Annotated in this window: 15 protein-coding genes; 10 read left to right on the top strand and 5 right to left on the bottom strand. The window is 43.1% G+C overall.

Annotation, left to right across the window (positions count from 1 at the left end):
- Window positions 1-12: 12 nt before the first annotated feature.
- Together HMPREF0106_RS07305 and HMPREF0106_RS07300 are read right to left on the bottom strand one after the other, a co-directional pair.
- Window positions 13-3,009 carry a SusC/RagA family TonB-linked outer membrane protein gene (locus HMPREF0106_RS07305; protein WP_009040584.1) on the bottom strand — a complete coding sequence of 999 codons (2,997 nt, stop codon included), beginning with the start codon at window positions 3,007-3,009 and terminating at the stop codon, window positions 13-15.
- Window positions 3,010-3,096: 87 nt separating this feature from the next.
- A complete protein-coding gene (locus tag HMPREF0106_RS07300) occupies window positions 3,097-3,561 on the bottom strand; it encodes a beta-barrel fold lipoprotein (protein ID WP_009040585.1) in 465 nt (154 codons plus the stop codon).
- 484 nt (window positions 3,562-4,045) lie between these two features.
- On the opposite strand from HMPREF0106_RS07300, the gene HMPREF0106_RS07295 reads away from it, so the two are divergent.
- The 4 genes from HMPREF0106_RS07295 (at window position 4,046) to HMPREF0106_RS07280 (ending at window position 6,619) form a co-directional block, all read left to right on the top strand.
- Window positions 4,046-4,651 carry an integrase core domain-containing protein gene (locus HMPREF0106_RS07295; protein WP_009291525.1) on the top strand — a complete coding sequence of 202 codons (606 nt, stop codon included), beginning with the start codon at window positions 4,046-4,048 and terminating at the stop codon, window positions 4,649-4,651.
- A gap of 441 nt (window positions 4,652-5,092) precedes the next feature.
- Window positions 5,093-5,716 (top strand): hypothetical protein, encoded by a 624-nt coding sequence (locus tag HMPREF0106_RS07290; protein ID WP_009040587.1) that lies wholly within the window; start codon window positions 5,093-5,095, stop codon window positions 5,714-5,716.
- A 44-nt stretch (window positions 5,717-5,760) separates the two neighbouring features.
- Window positions 5,761-6,324 (top strand): cob(I)yrinic acid a,c-diamide adenosyltransferase, encoded by a 564-nt coding sequence (locus HMPREF0106_RS07285; RefSeq protein WP_008642670.1) that lies wholly within the window; start codon window positions 5,761-5,763, stop codon window positions 6,322-6,324.
- A gap of 73 nt (window positions 6,325-6,397) precedes the next feature.
- On the top strand, window positions 6,398-6,619 hold the full coding sequence (locus HMPREF0106_RS07280; protein ID WP_002558131.1) for a DUF2795 domain-containing protein: 222 nt from the start codon (window positions 6,398-6,400) through the stop codon (window positions 6,617-6,619).
- An 86-nt stretch (window positions 6,620-6,705) separates the two neighbouring features.
- Here the strand turns inward: HMPREF0106_RS07280 and HMPREF0106_RS07275 are convergent, their stop codons facing one another.
- Genes HMPREF0106_RS07275 through HMPREF0106_RS07265 form a run of 3 tightly spaced genes read right to left on the bottom strand, consistent with a single transcriptional unit; the run spans window position 6,706 to window position 10,313 of the window.
- On the bottom strand, window positions 6,706-7,893 hold the full coding sequence (locus tag HMPREF0106_RS07275) for a porin (protein WP_008023077.1): 1,188 nt from the start codon (window positions 7,891-7,893) through the stop codon (window positions 6,706-6,708).
- 15 nt (window positions 7,894-7,908) lie between these two features.
- Window positions 7,909-8,967 (bottom strand): L-asparaginase 2, encoded by a 1,059-nt coding sequence (gene ansB / locus HMPREF0106_RS07270; protein WP_008023076.1) that lies wholly within the window; start codon window positions 8,965-8,967, stop codon window positions 7,909-7,911.
- 35 nt (window positions 8,968-9,002) lie between these two features.
- Window positions 9,003-10,313 carry an anaerobic C4-dicarboxylate transporter family protein gene (locus tag HMPREF0106_RS07265; RefSeq protein WP_004313440.1) on the bottom strand — a complete coding sequence of 437 codons (1,311 nt, stop codon included), beginning with the start codon at window positions 10,311-10,313 and terminating at the stop codon, window positions 9,003-9,005.
- 177 nt (window positions 10,314-10,490) lie between these two features.
- Here HMPREF0106_RS07265 and HMPREF0106_RS07260 point away from each other — a divergent pair, with 177 nt between their 5' ends.
- The 6 genes from HMPREF0106_RS07260 to HMPREF0106_RS07235 all read left to right on the top strand — a co-directional run bounded on the left by HMPREF0106_RS07260 (window position 10,491) and on the right by HMPREF0106_RS07235 (window position 20,683).
- Window positions 10,491-11,924: an aspartate ammonia-lyase gene (locus HMPREF0106_RS07260; protein ID WP_008023070.1), complete on the top strand. Its 1,434-nt coding sequence runs from the start codon at window positions 10,491-10,493 to the stop codon at window positions 11,922-11,924.
- Between the two features lie 221 nt (window positions 11,925-12,145).
- Window positions 12,146-13,516 carry an FAD-dependent oxidoreductase gene (locus HMPREF0106_RS07255; RefSeq protein ID WP_009040589.1) on the top strand — a complete coding sequence of 457 codons (1,371 nt, stop codon included), beginning with the start codon at window positions 12,146-12,148 and terminating at the stop codon, window positions 13,514-13,516.
- Between the two features lie 1,384 nt (window positions 13,517-14,900).
- Window positions 14,901-15,332: a hypothetical protein gene (locus HMPREF0106_RS07250; protein ID WP_032851539.1), complete on the top strand. Its 432-nt coding sequence runs from the start codon at window positions 14,901-14,903 to the stop codon at window positions 15,330-15,332.
- 260 nt (window positions 15,333-15,592) lie between these two features.
- A complete protein-coding gene (locus tag HMPREF0106_RS07245; protein ID WP_009040591.1) occupies window positions 15,593-16,183 on the top strand; it encodes a porin family protein in 591 nt (196 codons plus the stop codon).
- 195 nt (window positions 16,184-16,378) lie between these two features.
- Window positions 16,379-18,835 (top strand): primosomal protein N', encoded by a 2,457-nt coding sequence (gene priA, locus HMPREF0106_RS07240; RefSeq protein WP_009040592.1) that lies wholly within the window; start codon window positions 16,379-16,381, stop codon window positions 18,833-18,835.
- Between the two features lie 51 nt (window positions 18,836-18,886).
- A complete protein-coding gene (locus tag HMPREF0106_RS07235; protein ID WP_009040593.1) occupies window positions 18,887-20,683 on the top strand; it encodes a DUF4091 domain-containing protein in 1,797 nt (598 codons plus the stop codon).
- The last annotated feature ends 381 nt before the right edge of the window (window positions 20,684-21,064 follow it).

A 21,064-nucleotide genomic window follows, 5' to 3' on the forward strand; every position in this document is an offset into this window, starting at 1 on the left:
TCTATTTTAGATTTAAAAATTCATCCGGAGACCGAATGTGAATGTTCTTGGGGAAGGATAGGCTCCCATGTCAATACCCGCGTCAACGTCAACGCTGCTGTTCGAGAAGGTAGTACCGGCCGGATCCATCCCCTTGTACCCGGTTATTGTAAAAAGGTTCTGACAGCTGAAAGTAAGCCGCAAATCAGCGAATCCCGTTGTCTTTTTGGGGAAAGTGTATGAAAGACTGATATTCTCCAAACGAAGGAAGTCCGCGTTCTCCAGCCATTTGGTTGAAACCGGCTGCAGATTATTTCCACCTTCGGTCAGGCTCGGGTATGTTGCCGAAGAGCCAATCTTGTCGAATCCCTTCAGATAGGCGTCTGCCAGAGTTACAAAGCGGGAATTCCCTTCGGCCGAAGCCATAGTATATCTTACAAGATTCAAACGCTTGGCTCCGAAAGATCCGTTGAAGAACAGGTTCAGATCCCAGTTTTTATAAGACAGGGAGTTATTCCATCCCAGGGTGAAATCGGGATTGGCCTTGCCGATGACCTTGCGGTCGCCACCGTCTATCATCTGATTTCCATCTACATCCGTGTAAGTGTCATGTCCCTTTTCATCCAAGCCGGTCCATTCATATCCCCAAAAAGTACCGATGGCCTCACCCGGCTTGATAATGGTGGCATAATCAACCATACCGGCAGCCGGACTGGAGCCGTTGATGAAATCATTCTCACCACCGGAAAGGCGTTCCACGCGGTTCTTCAAATAAGTACCGTTCAAGGTGGAGGTCCATTGGAACCGGTCATTCTGCATAATCCGGGCGGTCACGCTCAAATCAATACCACGATTACTGATTTCGCCGTCATTCACCCAAAAAGAGTTACCGCCGACATATCCGGGGATACTTCTTTTAAGCAACGCATCTGTAGTACGCTTATAGAAATAGTCCACACTGAAATTCAGCCGCCTGTCGAACAGGGAGAACTCCAGGCCCAGGTCGAACTGCTTGGTCTTCTCCCACGTAAGCTCGGGAGTTGCTATGTCATTTGCCCAATAACCGGTAAAATTACTGTTGGTTCCAAAATTGTATGCAGTAGCACTCATAAGGCCCATGGTTGCGTAAGGACTGATGGCCTGGCTACCCACAATACCATAACTGGCGCGAAGTTTAATGTCCTGAACCGAGGAAACATCCTTCATGAAATCCTCATTGCTCAACGTCCAAGCTGCGGCAATAGAAGGAAAGTACCCCCATTTCTTTTTGGCAAAGCGAGAAGAACCGTCGGCACGAAATGTTCCGGTAAGCATATAACGATCCTTAAAATTGTACATGACACGGGCCACTCCCGACATCAGCGCCCATTGCTCGTAACCATTGTTTGCATCACGAGAGGAAGCCATACCCACATTCCACCAGCCCACACCCTCGGTCAGCAGGTTGTTACCGGTTATACCCATTGTCCTGGTTTCGGAGGAGGTCACCTCATATACGGCCGTGGCTGTCAGATGATGGTCGTTCCAAGAACCCGTATATGTCAGGTTGTTGGAACTCTGCAGCATCAGGCGGTAAGTGTCATTGTTGCCCATACCACTCTTGGTCCCCACTCGTTTGGAGCTGAAACTATAACTTTTCCCGTCATAATAGTCCACGCCATTGGTTGTGGTGAATGTCAGCCCCTTCATTATATCAAGGCGCAAATCAACACGTCCGTTGAAAACATTGGTCATTGTCTCTCCCGACTGCAACTTTAGGATACCGACCGGGTTGGAAGCTATGGAATTATAAGTATCGGTGTTATAGTTCCCGTTTTCGGCCATCATCGTCATGGTAGGCGAATAGTTCAAAGCAATCCAGATCGGATTATCCTTACCGGAGGCAAAAGATCCCCCGCGACGCACACCGTGGGAAGCATTGATGTCAGCCGTGATATGCAGCCAGTCGGTAAGCTGTGAGGAAAGATTCGCCTTCGCCTGATAACGCTCGTTCTTCGATTCAATGACCACACCTTCCTGGCTCATGTAGTTGGCGGAAATGTAATATTGGGTCTTCTCGCTACCATTGGAAAGAGCCAACTTGTAATTCTGGGTGATCCCCGTACGGAAAATCTCATCCTGCCAGTCGATGCCCGCCGTTCCGTTCTGATAGGATTGCATCTCTTCGTTTGAGAAATCAATACCTTTGACCTCCTTGAGCGCCAGAGTGTAATCGTATGCTCCAAGGATATCGTATCTCTTATATACATTGGAAACTCCCACTGATGCGTCGAACATAATTTCACGCACACCGGCCTTACCACTCTTGGTAGTGATCAGAACGACCCCGTTCGAACCCCTGGAACCGTATATGGCAGTGGACGATGCATCTTTGAGAACCTGCATCGAACGGATGTCCTCAGGATTGATACCGTCCAAACCGCTTTCGCGGACGATTCCGTCAACCACATACAAAGGGTCGTTGCTTTTGCTGATGGAGTTAGCACCGCGGATGCGGATTTTCACGCTTCCCCCGGGGACGCCGCTGTTCTCAACATGAACGCCACTGACACGCCCCTGAAGAGCGTCTGCAACCTGGGTTATAGGCTGGTCCTTGAAATTTTTGTTGTCCAGCACGGCTACGGAACCGGCCATATCCGCTTTTCTTACAGCACCATAGCCAATAACAACCACCTCGTCAAGGACTTCGGCATCTTCCTTCAAAACGATGTTTAACGGTTCACCTGTCCAGGCTATTTCCTGGCTCTGATAGCCGACATAAGAAACAACAATTATATCCCCTTTTTTTACGTTCCTAAGGGAAAAATCACCGTCAAGTCCCGTAATGCTGCCGTTTGTCGTCCCTTTGACAAGTACGGATGCGCCGATAATGCTTTCGCCATTGGCATCTTTGACAACTCCTTGACAGATATCACTCTGTTCGATAATTTGTCCCCTCAGGGAAGGGTAGTCAGGGAACGCATAAACCTGCATTCCACACAATAGCGAGAGCGACAGAATTGCTCCCGCTGTTTTTTGAAGTGTATTCATAAATTATTTAGTTAGGAAAAAAAGTTCGATAAGAAACATGTTCAGGCGTTATGCTCTTTTCAATACAAGTTCTGTATTCTACCCGGATCATATCTCCTTGGTTGAAACGCTGAAAGTTTCAATAAGGGTATTACCATCTGTTATATATTCTTTTTCCAAACGGTTAACCTCCTTGTCGTCAATGTAGCCTATTACTGTTATATGAAGCCGTTTACCCGCCTCCGAGATACTGGAAACCGAACCGGCACAGGTCATGAAAAACGCATTCCCATTTGTACGACAAGACATAGTTGCCGTCCTTATTTGGGCAGAATAGGAATCACCAATGTATTCTCCCTTGTCATTGTACAACTTGGCGGGACCACCCTTGTCAGCACCACCGATACTTACACTCACTTCAAATGAATCTGTGTCACCGGACTGTTGGATTACAATTTTATGAATTCCTGTCTGAAAATCAGATGCGTTTTCCGTTCGTTCATTGTCACATCCTACAAATATAAATCCGGCCAAGAGCAATACAACACTCCATAATGTGAATTTACTTTTCATATTTATATTTACAACAATAATTGATAAAAATAATATATCTATAAATCTTGCCAAGAAGAATATTAATCATCTAAGGCAAACAAATTATCTAATTTAACAACAATATATTTATTGAATATAATACGCAGCCCATTATTCATTGCGCAAAGAAAAAACAAGATAAAATATTATTGATTATCATTTTAGCCCTATAATTTATCAATATGGCCTAATAGTTTGGAATATACAAACAAAATATTATACAATAAGATAAATACATCAAATAAAAATACCTTAGATTTATATTACAAAGGAGATGATTATGGCAAATTTCTATGTTTCATGTAATGTGTCAAAGTATAATAAGAGAAATAGAGAGGAGCTGTAAGGTTATTTTAGGACAAGTCAGGGTGAGAAGTAAGAGAAAAACGACTTTTTCCAATCATTGGATGCGTAAATACCCCAATTTGATAAGGGATTATATACCAAAGGCTCCCAATCAATTATGGGTAAGCGACATTACTTATATATTGAGATGGCAGGGTGTTTTGCTTATCTAGCACTTGTAACAGATGCCTATTCTCATAAGATCGTTGGTTGGGAGCTTGCTCCATCACTTCGTGCTTGCAATGCTCTTGCTGCCTTGAAAATGGCTTTAAATAGTTTACCGGAAGGATATTCCGGGCTTATTCATCATTCAGACAGAGGAAGCCAATATTGCAGCGCCAGTTATGTTAATTTGCTAACGCAGCATAAGGTACAAATTAGCATGACGGAAAGTGGCGATCCACTTGAAAATGCAATAGCAGAAAGAATAAATGGCATTCTGAAAACAGAATGGATATACGATGTTAAGCTAAAATCATGGCAGGAAACTATTAACTTCATTAGTCGAATTATTGATTTATATAATAATCAAAGACCGCATCAGAGTATTAGTTATATGGTTCCTGCCTTGGTTCATCAAACAAATATTAAAACGGAACGCAAATGGAAGAATTATTATCGAAAGAGGAATGTACTTAATGAAGAAGTCTCTATCTTTGAGCCGAAGTGTAAAGGCACAGCAGGACTAAAACACTCAATTCCTGATAATGTCAAGCTCATATAGGACAAAGTAATATAATCTGTAAAGTTTTTCTAGGACAAGATAATTCATTGGTGCAAGGTGCAGCTATATCTGTATATAGCTGCACCTTGCACCAATGAATTACATCCTAAAAATCAATGATTTACATTTTTAGTAACAAGAATAGGTGCAAATCCTTTTTTGCACTTATTCTGTTACTTACACTTTTCTTGTTTTTCCGTTTACACAGAAAACTAAAAATCTCCTGTTTTTTTCTTTTTCGGTTAAAATTAGTATATTTGTATCAGTTCTAAAAGTGAAGCAAAGCAATGCACTGAAATTAGCACCGCTACCAAATCGCTACCAATTACCAGGCTTATCGCTCTTTACGCTTTATCAATCAGCCGATTAAAAGAAAATCTTAGTTTTTTTCATAAAAAAATATATCTTTGTCGGGAGAATAAAAATACGAATGATTGTTTTATGAATCTTCTACTCTGTATAAAAAGACCTTTTATCTGGCTTTCCCGCTTCCGTCATCGTTGCGGATATGGTGTCCATTCCCCATTTGCTTTCAGTCTGATTACCGATGTAATTTATGAGAAGATGCCTTACTATGCTTATTCTTCCTTGAAAGAAGAACAAAAAAAGATGGTAAGAGAGCGTGGGTGGACCAAAGGTTCTCAAAAGGTAAACCGTTTTTTGTTCCGGTTGGTAAATAGAGTACAGCCTGATACGATTATTGAGGTTGGGCGTCCTTCCTCGACAGCCCTGTACTTACAGTCTGCTAAACCATCGGCGTTTTATCTCTTTGCTTCCGATTTGTCGGAACTGTTTCTGGATGCGGATATTTCAGTCGATTTTCTGTATCTGAACGATTACCAAAATCCGGACTTATTGGAAGAAGTATTTCGGGTTTGCGTACACCGTACTACCCTTAAAAGTGTATTTGTTATTCATGGGATCTGCTATTCCAAAGAGATGAAAGCGCTTTGGAAAAAGTGGCAGGCTGACGAAAAGGTAGGAATAACTTTCGACCTGTATGATGTCGGTTTGCTATTTTTTGATAAAACGAAGATAAAACAGCAGTATATCATCAACTTCTAAGAACCTTTGTACGTTTACCATCTATAATAGTAAAAAAGAAAGTTATGAAAAAGAGCCTTGTATATACAAAGACCGGAGATAAAGGAACTACCAGTCTTGTCGGCGGAAGTCGCGTTCCAAAGACTCATATCCGCCTGGAAGCTTACGGAACGGTGGATGAATTAAATTCTCACCTGGGATGGCTGCACACTTATCTGCAGGAGGAATCCGACCGGGATTTTATCTTGAGTATTCAACATAAGTTATTCGCCATCGGTTCACACTTGGCCACCGACCAGGAGAAAATGCAACTGAAACCCGCCAGTATCATTACCCCTGAACATGTGGAAAGTATCGAGCGGGAGATTGATAAGCTGGATGAGCAATTACCCGAACTTTGTGCTTTCATCATTCCCGGCGGAAGTCGTGGAGCAGCCGTTTGCCATGTTTGCCGCACGATTTGCCGGAGAGCTGAAAGACGCATTCTGGCTTTGTCCGAAACTTGTACAATTTCTCCCGAAGTATTAGCTTTTGTCAACAGATTATCAGATTATTTGTTTGTATTATCCCGAAAAATTAATTTTGATGAACAAAATAATGAAATATTTTGGGATAATAGTTGGAAATGATAGATTTTATTATACTTTTGCCGAAAAATAGAAAACGAGACAAATTTAGTATTCATTTTAAATACTCAAGATTATGTATTGGACATTGGAATTAGCATCAAAACTTGAAGATGCTCCCTGGCCGGCAACCAAGGATGAATTGATTGATTATGCCATGCGTTCGGGTGCTCCTCTTGAAGTTATTGAGAACCTCCAAGAGATGGAAGATGAGGGCGAAATCTATGAGAGTATCGAAGATATTTGGCCGGATTATCCTAGTAAGGAGGATTTCTTCTTTAATGAGGAAGAGTATTGATTAAAAAAGACCGAACATATAAGAATACCCGATAACCTTTGCAAGAAGGCTATCGGGTATTTTTTGTATAATAATGAGGCTGTTTTTTAGAATACAGGCATCTGCCAGATGAATCCTACGGAAATCCGGTTGGTACTGTAATTCTCCTGTCCCAGCACTTTGGCGCGGGAGGTGAAATCATACGAACGTCCTACATACGTCACAAAGAAATGTAGGTTGGTTTCCATCGGATAATATTCGATACCGGTCAGGTATCCCCAGGAAGTACGGTAATTGCCTTTCTCTATTCCTTCGGATGCCTTGCTCACGGAAGCCGTCTCATACATACCCTTCACAAACACATTCCATTTCGGCAGAAAACGATAATTACATTTAGCAACTACGGAAAGGTAATTCGCATCAAAAGCATTGTGTCCGCCCGGACGGCCTACGATACTGGTAATAATACCTTTGCGGTCAATGTCCTCTTTTGAATACATAAAATCGACAAAAGCATTCCATTTGCCAAGATTCAACTCGTTACCTAAAGCATAATAATACATATTGTGACTTTTGGCCTCGTTCATGACAGAAGCCGACCAACGGGTCTTGAATACGTTATTGAAATTACCATTCCAGTTCAAAGTATAAACCAGCGGCATTTTGCCGGATTTCAGATCGGGAAGATTTCCTTCGGCATCTTCCGTGATTCCGTAAGTGCTGTCGAACGAACTGTTGCGGCTGTTCAGTATTTGCAGGTTAAGTTGCTGTTCGGGAGTAATGTTATAACCTACATTCAGTCCGGTCATAAAGTTACTCATATAGTCGATCATATCGCTGTACTGATAGATGTCGATCGGGTTGAGGTCGAACTCGATACCACCGTATGCGGCACATTGCTTTCCTGCGAAGAGGCTGAACTGGTCATTCAGTTTGATACCAATTCCGGCATAGTCGATGGAAGTAGGCAGATTGTCAATCATGCCGTTTGCATCGTTCGAGCGGTTGAGGCGCTGGCGATAGCGGTAAGAAAGCCAGTTGTTGATATTTCCTTTGGCTTCGATACGGAGCTGGTGCATATTGAAGTCACCTTCCTGAAAACCATTTTGGAAATGAGCGTCAAAGCTCCCTTGCATATTCAGATAAAGATTGAACTTATCTGTCTTCTTTTTTACGTCTGTCAGTTCTTCAAACAGGGGAGTGTTCGGGTTGAATTTATCCTTCTTTTCCGTTTTTTGAGCATATACTCCCTGTATGCTGCCCGCGAGGAGCAACATAAATATCCATTTTTTCATAAGTAGGTCAGGCTTTTAGTATTCGTTAAAATATTGCTGAATTTGTTTCCAGTCAGTCGTTTTGGTTAGTGCAAGCATTAACAAAACGCGTGATTTCTGCGGATTCAGTTCTTGTGAAGCCACAAATTGATACTTGGCGTCGTCTACCTCTGCATCCAGCGTCGTAGGACCTGTCGGGACACGGGAAGAACGAACCACAAGGATTCCTTTCTGACGGGCGTCTGTCAGTACCGGGAAGATATTCTGATGGATATTTCCATTTCCTACTCCTGCATGGATAATGCCTTTATAGCCGTTGTTGAGCATCGGAGTGACCATATCTGCTTCGATGTTCGAATAGCTGTATACGATACCTACTTTAGGAAGTGCGTTCAGATGAGTAACATCGAAAACGGATTGGGTGGTATGTTTTTTTAGCGTCACCTGATTATAGAATACTTTTCCGTTCAACACATAACCCAGCGCGCCGGAGTTGGGAGCTTGGAAAGTTTGCACGTCGACCGTGTTCATTTTAACCGTACTCTGTGCTCCAAGGATCAGTCCGTTCATGGCAACCAGTACTCCTTTGTCTTTGGATTCTTTTGCGGCGGCGGTAACTACGGCGTTATAAAGATTCAACGGGCCGTCGGCACTTAGAGCAGTAGACGGACGCATGGCACCTACCAGTACCACCGGTTTGTCACTTTTAACGGTCAGGTTCAGGAAATAGGCCGTTTCTTCCATCGTATCGGTTCCGTGAGTAATCACGATACCGTCGATGTCCGGGCGTTTCAATAGTTCGTTTATTTTTTTGGCAAGCGTCAGCCAAACCTGGTCGTTCATGTCCTGCGAACCGATTTTGACAATCTGTTCTCCGGTCACGTTGGCGATATCCTTAATTTCGGGCACGGCATCGAGTAGTGCGCCGATGGCAACTTGTCCTGCTGTGTAGCTGGTTCCGGTAGCTGAACTTCCTGTGCCTGCAATCGTTCCTCCAGTGGCAAGGATATGAATGTTCGGTTTTGCGGCAAATGCCATTGTTACAGAAAATAGTAGTGTGACTACTACCAGTCCAAAGCTTTTGAATTGTTTCATAACTGAATGATGTTTAGGTTAATAATATATGTATATTAAAATATTTGTATAAAGAGCAGTCCCAGGGCAATGGCAACAATCGTCGATACCAAGCCGGGCATCATAAACGAATGATTCAACACATACTTGCCGATTTTTGTTGTCCCGGTACGGTCGAAATTGATAGCAGCCACTACAGTAGGGTAATTCGGAATAAAGAAATATCCGTTTACTGCCGGAAACAAGGCGATCAGCATATAAGGCGAAATCCCCAACGCAATGCCCAGAGGCACAAGTGCCCGAACTGTGGCAGCCTGGCTGTATAGTAGAATAGACATCACAAACAGCGCGACACCAAACAGCCACGGCATTTGTTGCACGATTCCTTCAATAGAAAGAGTCAGTTGTCCCATGTTTCCCTGAAGGAAGGTATCTCCCATCCAGGCAATACCGAAGATGGCAATCACTGCCTGCATGCCTGCCGGAAATACGGAACCTTGCGTTGCTTTGATTCCGTCGGTCTTGGTTACTAACAGGATGATGGCGGCAGCCGATAACATCACGATTTCAATGATGGAAGACATTCCTAATGTAACTATTTCCCCGTCAATCAGGAAACTGGGGCGCATTCCTTCAAAAGAACCGAAGAGTACGATAAACGCAGTTGCTAATATAAAGATAAGGACGGAAATCATAGCCGAACGTTTGTTCTTCACATCTTTAATCTCTATCTTTTTATTATTGAACAATCCTTCTTTCAGACGTTTCTGATATTCGGGGTCTTCCACCAATTCTTTACCGACTTTCATAGAGAATAAAGCACCAACCAACACGCCGACAATGGTAGCGGGAATCGTAATCTTGAGAATGTCGAACAGGGTAATATCGAATCCGGCTAAGAGTCCGAGAAGTGCTACGGTAGCCGCGGAAATCGGACTGGCTGTAATGGCCTGTTGGGAAGCAATGACAGCAATACCCAGCGGACGTTCCGGACGGATTTTTGTTTCGGTGGCAACCTCCGCGATGACCGGCAACACAGAATAGGCGACGTGTCCCGTTCCGGCTACAAAAGTAAACAGGTAAGTCACCAGCGGACTAAGCAAGGTGACGTGTGAAGGATTCTTACGAAGCAAATGTTCTGCCAGTTTCACCATATAGTCCAGTCCGCCGGCCGCTTGCATACAGGAGGCAGCCGAAATCACAGCGGCAATCATTAACATAACGTCGATAGGAGGCGCGGTGGGTTGTAAACCAAAAACGAACGTAAGTATAGCCAACCCAACTCCTCCCATCACGCCGAGGCCGATACCTCCCAGGCGTGCGCCAATAATAATAGCTGTCAGAACAAATGCTAATTGTAATATCATAGAATGCTGTTTTAAGTTCCCAACAAAGATAAGTGATTTCTCTCTTTGTATTTTCTTTTTCTTGTATTAACAACAAAAAAGTCTTTGAATAGTTTTTGCATATTTATTAAAACAATAACTAAACTCATTGGTTATTATAAGAACTAACGAAACTGTTATTATTATAAAACAACCGATATGGAACAGAATTTATCAAAAAAAACTCGTACGGAGAGTGACCTGATAGGTAGTCGTGAAGTGCCGGAAAGTGCACTGTACGGAGTACAGACACTCCGCGGTATCGAAAACTTTCGCATCAGCAAGTTTCATTTAAATGAGTACCCTTTGTTTATCCAGGCATTGGCTATCACAAAGATGGGAGCCGCCGTTGCCAACCGCGAACTGGACTTATTAACCGAAGAACAAACGGATGCTATCTTGAGAGCTTGTAAAGAAATACTTGAAGGAAAGCATCACGAACAGTTCCCCGTAGATATGATTCAGGGAGGAGCGGGTACTACCACGAACATGAATATCAATGAAGTGGTTGCTAACCGGGCATTGGAACTGATGGGGCATCAGCGCGGAGAGTATCAATACTGTTCGCCTAACGATCATGTCAACCGCTCGCAATCTACCAACGATGCTTATCCCACCGCTATCCACATTGGACTTTATTACACTCATCTGAAATTGGTTAAGCATTTCGAAGTGTTGATAGAGGCTTTCCGGAAGAAAGGAAGTGAGTTTGCGCATATCATCAAAATGGGACGTACTCAACTGGAAGATGCCGTACCAATGACTCTCGGACAGACCTTCAACGGGTTTGCGAGTATTCTTGAACATGAAGTGAAGAATCTTGATTTTGCCGCGCAGGACTTTCTGACAGTCAACATGGGAGCCACGGCCATCGGAACCGGAATCACCGCCGAACCGGAATATGCGGAGAAGTGTATTGCCGCTTTGCGCAAGATTACGGGACTGGATATAAAACTTGCCGATGATTTGGTGGGGGCCACTTCGGACACTTCCTGCATGGTAGGTTATTCGGGAGCGATGAGGCGTATAGCTGTCAAAATGAATAAGATATGCAATGACTTGCGGTTGCTGGCTTCCGGTCCGCGTTGCGGATTGGGAGAAATCAATCTGCCGGCTATGCAACCGGGCTCATCCATCATGCCGGGAAAAGTGAACCCGGTGATTCCTGAAGTGATGAACCAGGTGGCTTATAAGGTGATAGGAAATGATCTTTGTGTGGCCATGAGTGGCGAAGCCGCTCAAATGGAGCTGAATGCGATGGAGCCGGTGATGGCGCAATGCTGTTTCGAGTCTGCCGACTTGTTGATGAATGGCTTCGATACCTTGCGTACGTTATGCATCGACGGCATTACAGCCAATGAAGAAAAATGCCGGAGAGATGTGCACAACAGCATTGGCGTAGTGACAGCCCTGAATCCGGTGATTGGTTATAAAAATTCTACCAAGATAGCTAAAGAAGCATTGGAAACAGGAAAGGGAGTGTATGAACTTGTTTTGGAACATAATATCCTTTCCAAGAAAGATTTGGATACCATTCTGGAACCTGAAAATATGATTAAACCAGTCAAACTGGATATTCATCCCAACCGTTGATAGATAGTAAGTGGGAATCGATTCAATAGGGAAATCGCCGGGCAAGTCACTGATCTGCTCCGGCGATTTTGATTATTTGTTACTTTTATTCTATATGGGAATAATTGCTAACTTATCCGGTAAAATAGTTATTGTTCATTACTTTAAAAACAGTGAACTTTGCAACATCATTAGTTATGAACTTAACAAGTAAATTTAGAACCAATTAAAACTATATGGATATGAATGCATTTGACGTTATTATTATCGGTTTTGGCAAGGGAGGGAAGACCCTTGCGGCAGAGTTTGCAAAGCGTGGGCGAAAAGTTGCCATTGTTGAACGTTCGGATAAAATGTATGGAGGAACGTGTATTAATATTGGCTGTATTCCGACCAAGACATTGGTTCATCAGGCTAAAATTGCTTCCGGTATGAAAGACGCTACATTTGAAGAAAGGAGTGAGTTCTATCGCAATGCCATTTCTGTGAAAGAAGCTGTGACAAGTGCATTGAGAAATAAGAATTACCATAATCTGGCAGATAATCCCAATGTAACAGTCTATACAGGTGTAGGCTCTTTTGTCTCTTCCGATGTGGTCTCTGTCCGTACATCTACTGAAGAAATAATGCTGACATCGAAGCAAATTATTATCAATACGGGAGCAGAAACAGTTATTCCTCCCATTGAGGGAGTTGTGGGTAATCCGTTGGTTTATACAAGTACCTCAATCATGGAATTGACCGAGCTTCCCCGCCGACTGGTTATTATCGGTGGCGGTTACATCGGTTTGGAGTTTGCGTCTATGTATGCTTCGTTCGGTTCACAGGTGACCGTACTCGAAAGTTATCCTGAACTGATTGTGCGTGAAGACCGGGATATTGCTGCAAGTGTAAAAGAAACATTAGAGAAGAAAGGCATTGTTTTTCGAATGAATGCAAAGGTTCAATCTGTGAAACATATCGAAGATGGAGCACTCGTTGTTTTTTCTGATTCACAAACTGGCGAGGTGGTGGAACTTGAAGCTGATGCTGTATTGCTGGCTACAGGACGCCGGCCGAACACGAAAGATCTGAATTTGGAAGTTGCCGGAGTGGAGGCGGATGCACGCGGAGCGATCATTGTGGATGAATACCTGAAAACAACCCAACCGAATATACGTGCCGTTGGTGATGTGAAAGGTGGTTTGCAGTTCACTTATATTTCATTGGATGATTACCGGATTATCCGGGAGGATCTGTTTGGCGATAAAGAACGGAAAACGAATGATCGCAATCCGGTTAGCTACTCTGTTTTTATTGATCCTCCATTAGCACGTATCGGATTGAATGAAGAAGAGGCTCGTAAGCTGAATTTGGATATTATTATCAAGAAATTGCCCGTTATGGCGATACCAAGAGCGAAAACATTGGGAGAAACGGACGGCCTGTTGAAAGCTGTCATTGATAAGAATACGGGAAAAATATTGGGCTGTATGCTGTTTGCGCCTGATTCCAGCGAAGTAATCAATATAGTTGCTGTTGCAATGAAGACAGGTCAGGATTATACTTTCCTGCGTGACTTCATTTTTACTCATCCTAGTATGAGCGAGGCGTTAAATGATTTGTTTTCATAGTAGTAAGAATGAGTATAATCTTCTCCCATAAAGTTTAAAAAACATCAAAGTATCTGCCACCTGCAACAAAACGCTTGTAATGTATTAGTAAATAGGAAGTTGGAGCGTTGCAGATACCTGTTGCAGATACGTTGCAGATAAAGTATCTGCAACGCATAATATAACTGAAGAAAAGCCCTTGATTTCTTTATGCAAAGCTATGGGAGGTTCATGGTATCCCTATAAGGAGACTGCAGTATCTACGTACAGAAACTGCGGTATCCATACATGGACACTGTCGTTTCCTGCCTTGGAAACGCTCATTTCCTACGGTGGGAACTGGAGTTTCCCGCCTCGGAACTGTAGTCTCTTATGCTGGAAACTGAAGTTTGCTTACTTGGAACTATAATTTCTTTTGCTTGAAAAATAGTTAAGTCATGCTCCTACTCACTTTTGTATCAAAAGAAAATATGTACAAAACTACGGCACTTAGAAATAAATGCCGTATATTTGTACATAATAAGACAAGAGTGATATGGATGATAAATTGAGACTTCTGATAGAAGAACATGGAGGATATGTCACCCGTAAAGAGATTATCGGTAACTGTTATCTGTATTAATAAATCTAATTGCTTGAAACATATTGTTTTAAGCTTGTGAGCAAAGTGCTCTAATTATAGAATGTAAGAAGTTCAACTAAAATCAAGACGCTTATGACAAGGTATGAGAGTAAAAGTTACTCTCATCTTACTGTCATACTTACTCTCATACCTGTAACTCCGATGAATAAAGGCTTTTCAAACGATTGATGAGAGTATGAGAGTAAAATTGCTTATTTATTTTTATTGGTGACGGATTTCAGTCAGAAATAAGAAACAGGATTATATTTTATCAAATTCATTTTAATACAGAACTTCCTATATTTATTTCCATATTTCTGCTACCTTTCAAAAAAAACATATATCTTTGTCATACGCTTTCAGCCCATCAGCGTGATGAAATAGACAGAAAGCGGTTTTTATTTCCTATATGGAGTAAAAGCGTATTATCTCTCGACCTTAAAAATAGCAAACTTTCAAAAGAGAGAGATGATACGGTAGATACTCCACGTGAACGGCTGTATATCAACATATCCGTAAGAGATGTGTTATATATAAACGATTGACGTGGGTGTCTGCTGTTATCATTATCTTCTTTAAAGGTGTTGCTAGCCTTAAGGTCGGATAATGGTACAGCAGCATCTGCGTCTTTCTTGTATTCGGCCGGTTATCAATTACCCCACAATTTAACCTAGCCAATCTCCATCCGGCGGACTGCAAAAAGAGTGGATGCTCGTTGTGCTAATATACATGAATAAAACATTATTCATCCCTTATTGTATCACACATAAAAGAACAAACGCTATGGCACAATGGATTAGTATAGAAGAAGCGGCTGCAAAGTACGGATTCGAGACAGAATATATCTGGGTCTTGATAGAGATAAGAGAAATCATCGTGGACTACCAAAGAGCCGACATCGACATCATCGACGATGAAAGTATTCAGGATTTTATCAACCGGAATAAAAAGGGGATTACATTGATGTATATCGAAAAGTTGGAACGATATTGCATGGATAAATCTCAAGTCTGTTCAATATACGCATCACTTTTAGGCAAACAAGATAAGGAAATCACCATGTATAAAGGAGCTAAATTTTTGTATGATGCACTGCAGAGCAAATGGTTGAAGCAATGTGACCGGATGCGGCATTTAGAAAAAGAACTTGCATTGGAGCAGACCACTTGCCGTACGTGTTGGCTGAAAAGGTTATGTATGATAATTAGGAAGTAAATTTGATTAACTATCATTTTTCCAATATTTATAGATGATAAATAGGATGAAAATTGAACTAATAAGAACTTCTTATTAGTCTGTGAGTGGTGGATGAAACTGATGCTCTATTGTAAGTTCAATCTTCAAAAGAGCAAATATAAAGGTACGGGCGTCGGATTAAGTGAACAACAGCGACTTTGAGCGAACAAAAAACAGATAAATTGTGTTTATTTATTCTAATTATATATCTTTGTCCCGAATTATAAACACGTAAATTTATGAAAAAGATTTTTGGTGCTTTAATGATTGCCGTATGTATCGGTATGGCGATGCCTGCCCAGGCGCAAATACACTTTGGTGTAAAAGGAGGTTTGAACTTGTCGAAGGCGAGTTTCTCTAATGTAGGCGATAACTTTAAGAAGGATAATTTTACCGGTTTCTTTATTGGTCCGATGGCCGAGTTTAATATTCCAATCGTAGGGTTGGGAGTAGATGCTGCTTTGCTTTTTGCTCAAAGAGGTATAAAGGTTTCTGAGGGAAACGAGGATTATACTGTTAAGCAAAACGGTATTGATATTCCTGTAAACCTGAAATATACAATCGGTTTGGGAAGTCTGGCAGGTATTTATCTCGCTGCAGGTCCTGATTTTTATTTCGATTTTGCGGGAAATAAAACGATTGAAGGCGTAAAAACCGACAAGAAGAAAGCTGAAGTCGGCATTAACGTTGGTGCGGGTGTGAAATTGCTCAATCATTTGCAGGTTGGTGCCAATTATAATATCCCGTTGGGAGACACTGCCAAATTTGAAGGAACAGACGCTTCTTATAAGACTAAGACTTGGCAGGTATCTGTTGCCTATATTTTTTAGATAGTCTGTCACTTTACATCGTATATAAAAAAGAGTTTCCGGTCAACGGGAACTCTTTTTTTTGTTCGAGGGCTGCCCTGTTGCAGCCTCGAAACTGTTTCTGCCCAATCCTGCCTTAAGAAGCGTTTTTCTTTTGAGTGTTCTCTCTTCCTTCTTTTTCATTCCCCATTTTTTTATTGTATTTTTGTACCTGCAATGAAAAAATATGTAGATGTCATATTACCGCTTCCGCTTCCGAAGAGTTTCACTTACTCTTTGCCGGACGAATGTGCGGAAGATGTGAAGATAGGCTGCCGTGTGGTAGTTCCTTTCGGGCGAAAGAAGTTTTATACGGCTATCGTCCTTAACGTTCATTATTGTGCTCCAACGGAGTACGAAGTGAAAGATATATCTGCATTGCTGGATGCTTCTCCCATTTTACTACCCGTTCAGTTCAAATTTTGGGAATGGATAGCCGATTACTATCTCTGTACACAGGGAGATGTGTATAAAGCGGCACTTCCTTCCGGTCTGAAGCTGGAGAGTGAAACGATTGTTGAATATAATCCCGATTTTGAGGCGGATGCGCCATTGCCGGAACGGGAACAACGCATTTTGGATTTACTTGCCGTAGATGCGCAGCAGTCCGTCACTAAACTGGAGAAAGACAGCGGCATAAAAAATATTCTTACCGCCATCAAGTCCCTGCTCGATAAAGAAGCCATTTTTGTAAAGGAAGAATTGAAACGTACTTATAAGCCTAAGACAGAGGCACGGGTGCGGCTTGCGGGTACGGCAGATGAAAAGCAACTCCATATTCTGTTTGATATTCTGTCTCGTGCTCCGAAGCAACTGGCGTTGCTCATGAAGTATGTAGAGTATTCAGGTATTTTAGGAACCGGAACTCCGAAAGAAGTCTCCAAGAAAGAATTGTTGCAACGGGCTAATGTGGCTCCTTCGGTACTGAACGGGCTGGTGGATAAGAAGATTTTCGAAATCTACTATCACGAAATCGGACGGTTGAATAAACAGGAGAAAGAAGTAGTCGAGCTGAACTCCTTGAACGAGTTTCAGCAACGGGCACATGATGAGATCGTTCAGTCTTTTCAGGAGAAAAACGTGTGTCTGCTTCATGGAGTAACGTCCAGCGGGAAGACGGAAGTGTATATTCATCTGATCGAAGAAACGATTCGTCAGGGAAAGCAAGTCTTATATTTGTTGCCGGAGATTGCCTTGACTACTCAAATTACAGAGCGTCTGCAACGGGTTTTCGGTGCTCGCCTGGGGATCTACCATTCTAAATTCCCCGATGCCGAACGGGTTGAAATATGGCGGAAACAACTGGGAGAGAACGGGTACGATATTATCCTGGGTGTTCGCTCTTCCGTGTTTCTTCCTTTCCGGAATCTGGGACTGGTGATTGTGGACGAAGAGCACGAAAATACGTATAAGCAACAAGATCCTGCTCCCCGCTATCATGCCCGTAGCGCAGCGATTGTACTGGCTGCCATGTACGGAGCTAAAACTTTGTTGGGAACGGCTACTCCTTCCATCGAGTCGTGGCAGAATGCAGGGGAGGGGAAATATGGTTTTGTACAACTAAAAGAACGATATAAAGAAATTCAATTGCCGGAGATTATTCCGGTGGATATAAAGGAATTGCATCGTAAAAAGAGGATGGTGGGACAATTCTCACCGCTCTTGATACAATACATGAAAGAGGCTTTGGAACAGGAAGAGCAAGTGATTCTCTTTCAGAACCGTCGCGGGTTTGCTCCGATGGTGGAGTGTCGTACTTGCGGTTGGGTGCCCAAGTGTAAGAATTGCGACGTGAGCCTTACCTATCATAAAGGGATCAATCAGCTAACCTGTCATTATTGCGGTTATACCTACCAACTGCCGAAATCCTGTCCTGCCTGCGAAGGTACGGAACTGGTGAACCGTGGCTTTGGTACGGAAAAGATTGAAGATGACATTAAAATCCTTTTTCCCGAAGCGGCAGTGGCACGAATGGACTTGGATACCACACGCACCCGCTCTGCTTATGAAAAGATTATTGCGGATTTCGAACAGGGAAAGACGGATATATTGATCGGCACGCAAATGGTTTCAAAAGGATTGGATTTCGATCATGTCAGTATTGTAGGTATACTGAATGCCGATACGATGCTGAATTATCCGGATTTTCGTTCCTATGAACGGGCTTTCCAGTTGATGGCGCAAGTAGCGGGACGTGCCGGACGTAAGAACAAGCGGGGTAGGGTGGTGCTGCAAACCAAGAGCATCGAGCATCCTATCATTCATCAGGTCATTGCCAATGATTATGAAGACATGGTAGGCGGGCAGTTGGCGGAACGGCAGATGTTCCATTATCCTCCTTATTACCGGTTGGTATATGTTTATCTGAAAAATCATAATGAAGCGTTGCTGGATCAGATGGCGGTAGTGATGGCGGATAAGCTGCGGGCGGTATTTGGCAATCGGGTGTTGGGGCCGGATAAACCTCCTGTTGCCCGTATCCAAACGTTGTTTATCAAAAAGATTGTCGTAAAGATTGAGCAGAACGCTCCGATGGGACGTGCCCGGGAGTTGCTGTTGCGCATCCAACGGGAGATGTTGGAAGATGAACGCTATAAATCTTTGATTGTCTACTATGATGTAGACCCTATGTGATTGAATATTTTTCCCCCTAATAAAAACCTTTAATCATTTAATTAACTAACCATGAAACGACTTACTATTTTTTCCCTGACTTGTCTCTTTAGTATGGGCGCAGTTTTTGCCCAGCAAGGAGTCACTCAATGTGGTGTTCCGACAGGACAACCGAAGTTCCCTTTACAGACTTATCAGGAATTGCCCGACCCTGCTGCGCCGTCTGATAAAGAATGGGCGGCAGTGACAACAACACAAGTGTCTTGGGGTACAACAGACGTCCGGTACGCAAAACACGGGCTTCCCCGGTTGAAGAACCAGCAAACGGTTGCTTTGAAAGGCTGGCGTGGTGAACGTGTGAACGCGCAAGCGGTTGTATGGACTGGTGTAGAACTGAAAGACCTGAATTTCAGCTTTGGTGATTTCAAAGACAAGAAAGGAAATGTTCTTCCCCAAGATGCATTCACCGGCGGTTTTGTTCGTTATGTGATGACGGATGAATTGAACAAAGACGGTCGAGGTGCCTGCGGACACCGGAAAGCGGTGGATTATGATTCATTATTGGTGGCCGACCCTATTGATACCAGTCTGAAAGCAATGGCTTTGCCTGCCCGCACAGTTCAACCTGTCTGGGTGCAGTGTTGGATTCCTCAATCGGCTGTTCCCGGAACGTATAAAGGAGAGTTGCTAATCAACGACGGCTCTCGTCTGTTGCAACGCCTGAATCTGGAAATTACGGTTTCTTCCCGCGAACTTCCGGCGCCTTCGGAGTGGGCTTACCACTTGGATTTGTGGCAAAGTCCCTATGCAGTGGCACGTTACTATCAGGTTCCTCTATGGAGCCAGGAGCATTTAGACGCCATGCGTCCTTTGATGAAAATGCTGGCAGACGCCGGACAAAAGATTATCACGGCTACTTTGATGCACAAACCCTGGAACGGTCAGACGGAAGATTATTTTGATACAATGGTTACCTGGATGAAACGGGCGGACGGCACATGGTCTTTCGACTATACCATTTTCGACCGTTGGGTAGAATTTATGATGAGTGTGGGCATTGACAAACAGATCAACTGTTATTCAATGGTTCCCTGGGAGTTGTCATTCCAGTATTACGACCAGGCAACCAACTCTCTGAAATTTGTGAAAACTGCTCCGGGTGAAGAGGCTTACGAAGAGATGTGGGTAGCAATGCTTTCGTCTTTCTCCAAGCACCTGAAAGAAAAAGGATGGTTCGATATCTGCGCTATTGCAATGGATGAACGTCCGATGGAAGTGATGCAGAAGACCTTGAAGGTGATTCGTAAGGCTGATCCGGATTTCAAAGTTTCGTTGGCAGGAAATTACCATGCGGAGATTGAGCCCGATTTGTATGATTACTGTATCGTAATCGGACAGAACTTCCCCGAAGAAGTACGTCTCCGCCGTGTGGCAGAGAACAAACGTACCAACTATTACACCTGCTGTACGGAAGCGCATCCCAATACATTTACTTTCTCCGATCCTGCAGAAGCTGTCTGGATAAGTTATTATTCTTCTAAGAAACACCTGGACGGTTATTTGCGTTGGGCATACAACAGCTGGCCATTGGAACCGCTGCTTGATTCCCGTTTCCGCAGTTGGGCAGGTGGAGATACGTATCTTGTATATCCGGGTGCCCGTAGCTGTATCCGTTTCGAACGCTTGATTGAAGGAATTCAGGCGCACGAGAAGATAAATATCCTCCGTCAGGAATTTGAGAAAAAGGGAAATAAAGCCGGATTAAAGAAAATAGAGAAAATGCTTGCTCCGTTCAACTTGGGTAGTATGCCAGAAACCCCGGCAGCAGTAACCGTGAACCGGGCAAATCAAATATTGAACTCATTGTAAATGATTGTTCGTTAAATGGGAATTTAGGGGCGTAGCGCCCCAACAAGGTTTCCATTCGGCATGTTATCGTTTTAGACATACCCTAAAGGGTGGAACTGTATCTCTTTCAGGGAATACCGAATGGAAACCTTGCTCCGGCGCTAGCCGGTAAATGGGAATTTATCGGTTAAATGAGAATTTATCGGTTAGGCTGAAAGCCTTACAATTATATATTTATTGGGGTGCCCTGAAAGGGCTTAATTATATAGCGTAGGGCAACGCCCTACGAAAAAAACACACCAGCCACAAGCCCTGAAAGGGCGGAACTGTATACAATTATGCCCTTTCAGGGCGCAAATTCAGATTGCCGTTTTTACGTAGGGCGTTGCCCTACGCTATATA

Origin of the sequence: Bacteroides sp. D22 (assembly GCF_000163675.1) — a bacterium.
Lineage (GTDB): Bacteria > Bacteroidota > Bacteroidia > Bacteroidales > Bacteroidaceae > Bacteroides > Bacteroides xylanisolvens.

Excerpts from the sequence above, each read along its gene's own strand:
- HMPREF0106_RS07285 (WP_008642670.1), top strand. The coding sequence starts at position 5,761 with ATGAAAAAGAGCCTTGTATATACAAAGACCGGAGATAAAGGAACTACC.
- HMPREF0106_RS07305 (WP_009040584.1), bottom strand. The coding sequence starts at position 3,009 with ATGAATACACTTCAAAAAACAGCGGGAGCAATTCTGTCGCTCTCGCTA.
- HMPREF0106_RS07235 (WP_009040593.1), top strand. The coding sequence starts at position 18,887 with ATGAAACGACTTACTATTTTTTCCCTGACTTGTCTCTTTAGTATGGGC.
- HMPREF0106_RS07295 (WP_009291525.1), top strand. The coding sequence starts at position 4,046 with ATGGGTAAGCGACATTACTTATATATTGAGATGGCAGGGTGTTTTGCT.
- HMPREF0106_RS07275 (WP_008023077.1), bottom strand. The coding sequence starts at position 7,893 with ATGAAAAAATGGATATTTATGTTGCTCCTCGCGGGCAGCATACAGGGA.
- HMPREF0106_RS07255 (WP_009040589.1), top strand. The coding sequence starts at position 12,146 with ATGAATGCATTTGACGTTATTATTATCGGTTTTGGCAAGGGAGGGAAG.
- HMPREF0106_RS07265 (WP_004313440.1), bottom strand. The coding sequence starts at position 10,313 with ATGATATTACAATTAGCATTTGTTCTGACAGCTATTATTATTGGCGCA.
- HMPREF0106_RS07300 (WP_009040585.1), bottom strand. The coding sequence starts at position 3,561 with ATGAAAAGTAAATTCACATTATGGAGTGTTGTATTGCTCTTGGCCGGA.
- HMPREF0106_RS07280 (WP_002558131.1), top strand. The coding sequence starts at position 6,398 with ATGTATTGGACATTGGAATTAGCATCAAAACTTGAAGATGCTCCCTGG.
- HMPREF0106_RS07260 (WP_008023070.1), top strand. The coding sequence starts at position 10,491 with ATGGAACAGAATTTATCAAAAAAAACTCGTACGGAGAGTGACCTGATA.
- ansB (WP_008023076.1), bottom strand. The coding sequence starts at position 8,967 with ATGAAACAATTCAAAAGCTTTGGACTGGTAGTAGTCACACTACTATTT.
- HMPREF0106_RS07250 (WP_032851539.1), top strand. The coding sequence starts at position 14,901 with ATGGCACAATGGATTAGTATAGAAGAAGCGGCTGCAAAGTACGGATTC.
- priA (WP_009040592.1), top strand. The coding sequence starts at position 16,379 with ATGAAAAAATATGTAGATGTCATATTACCGCTTCCGCTTCCGAAGAGT.
- HMPREF0106_RS07245 (WP_009040591.1), top strand. The coding sequence starts at position 15,593 with ATGAAAAAGATTTTTGGTGCTTTAATGATTGCCGTATGTATCGGTATG.
- HMPREF0106_RS07290 (WP_009040587.1), top strand. The coding sequence starts at position 5,093 with ATGAATCTTCTACTCTGTATAAAAAGACCTTTTATCTGGCTTTCCCGC.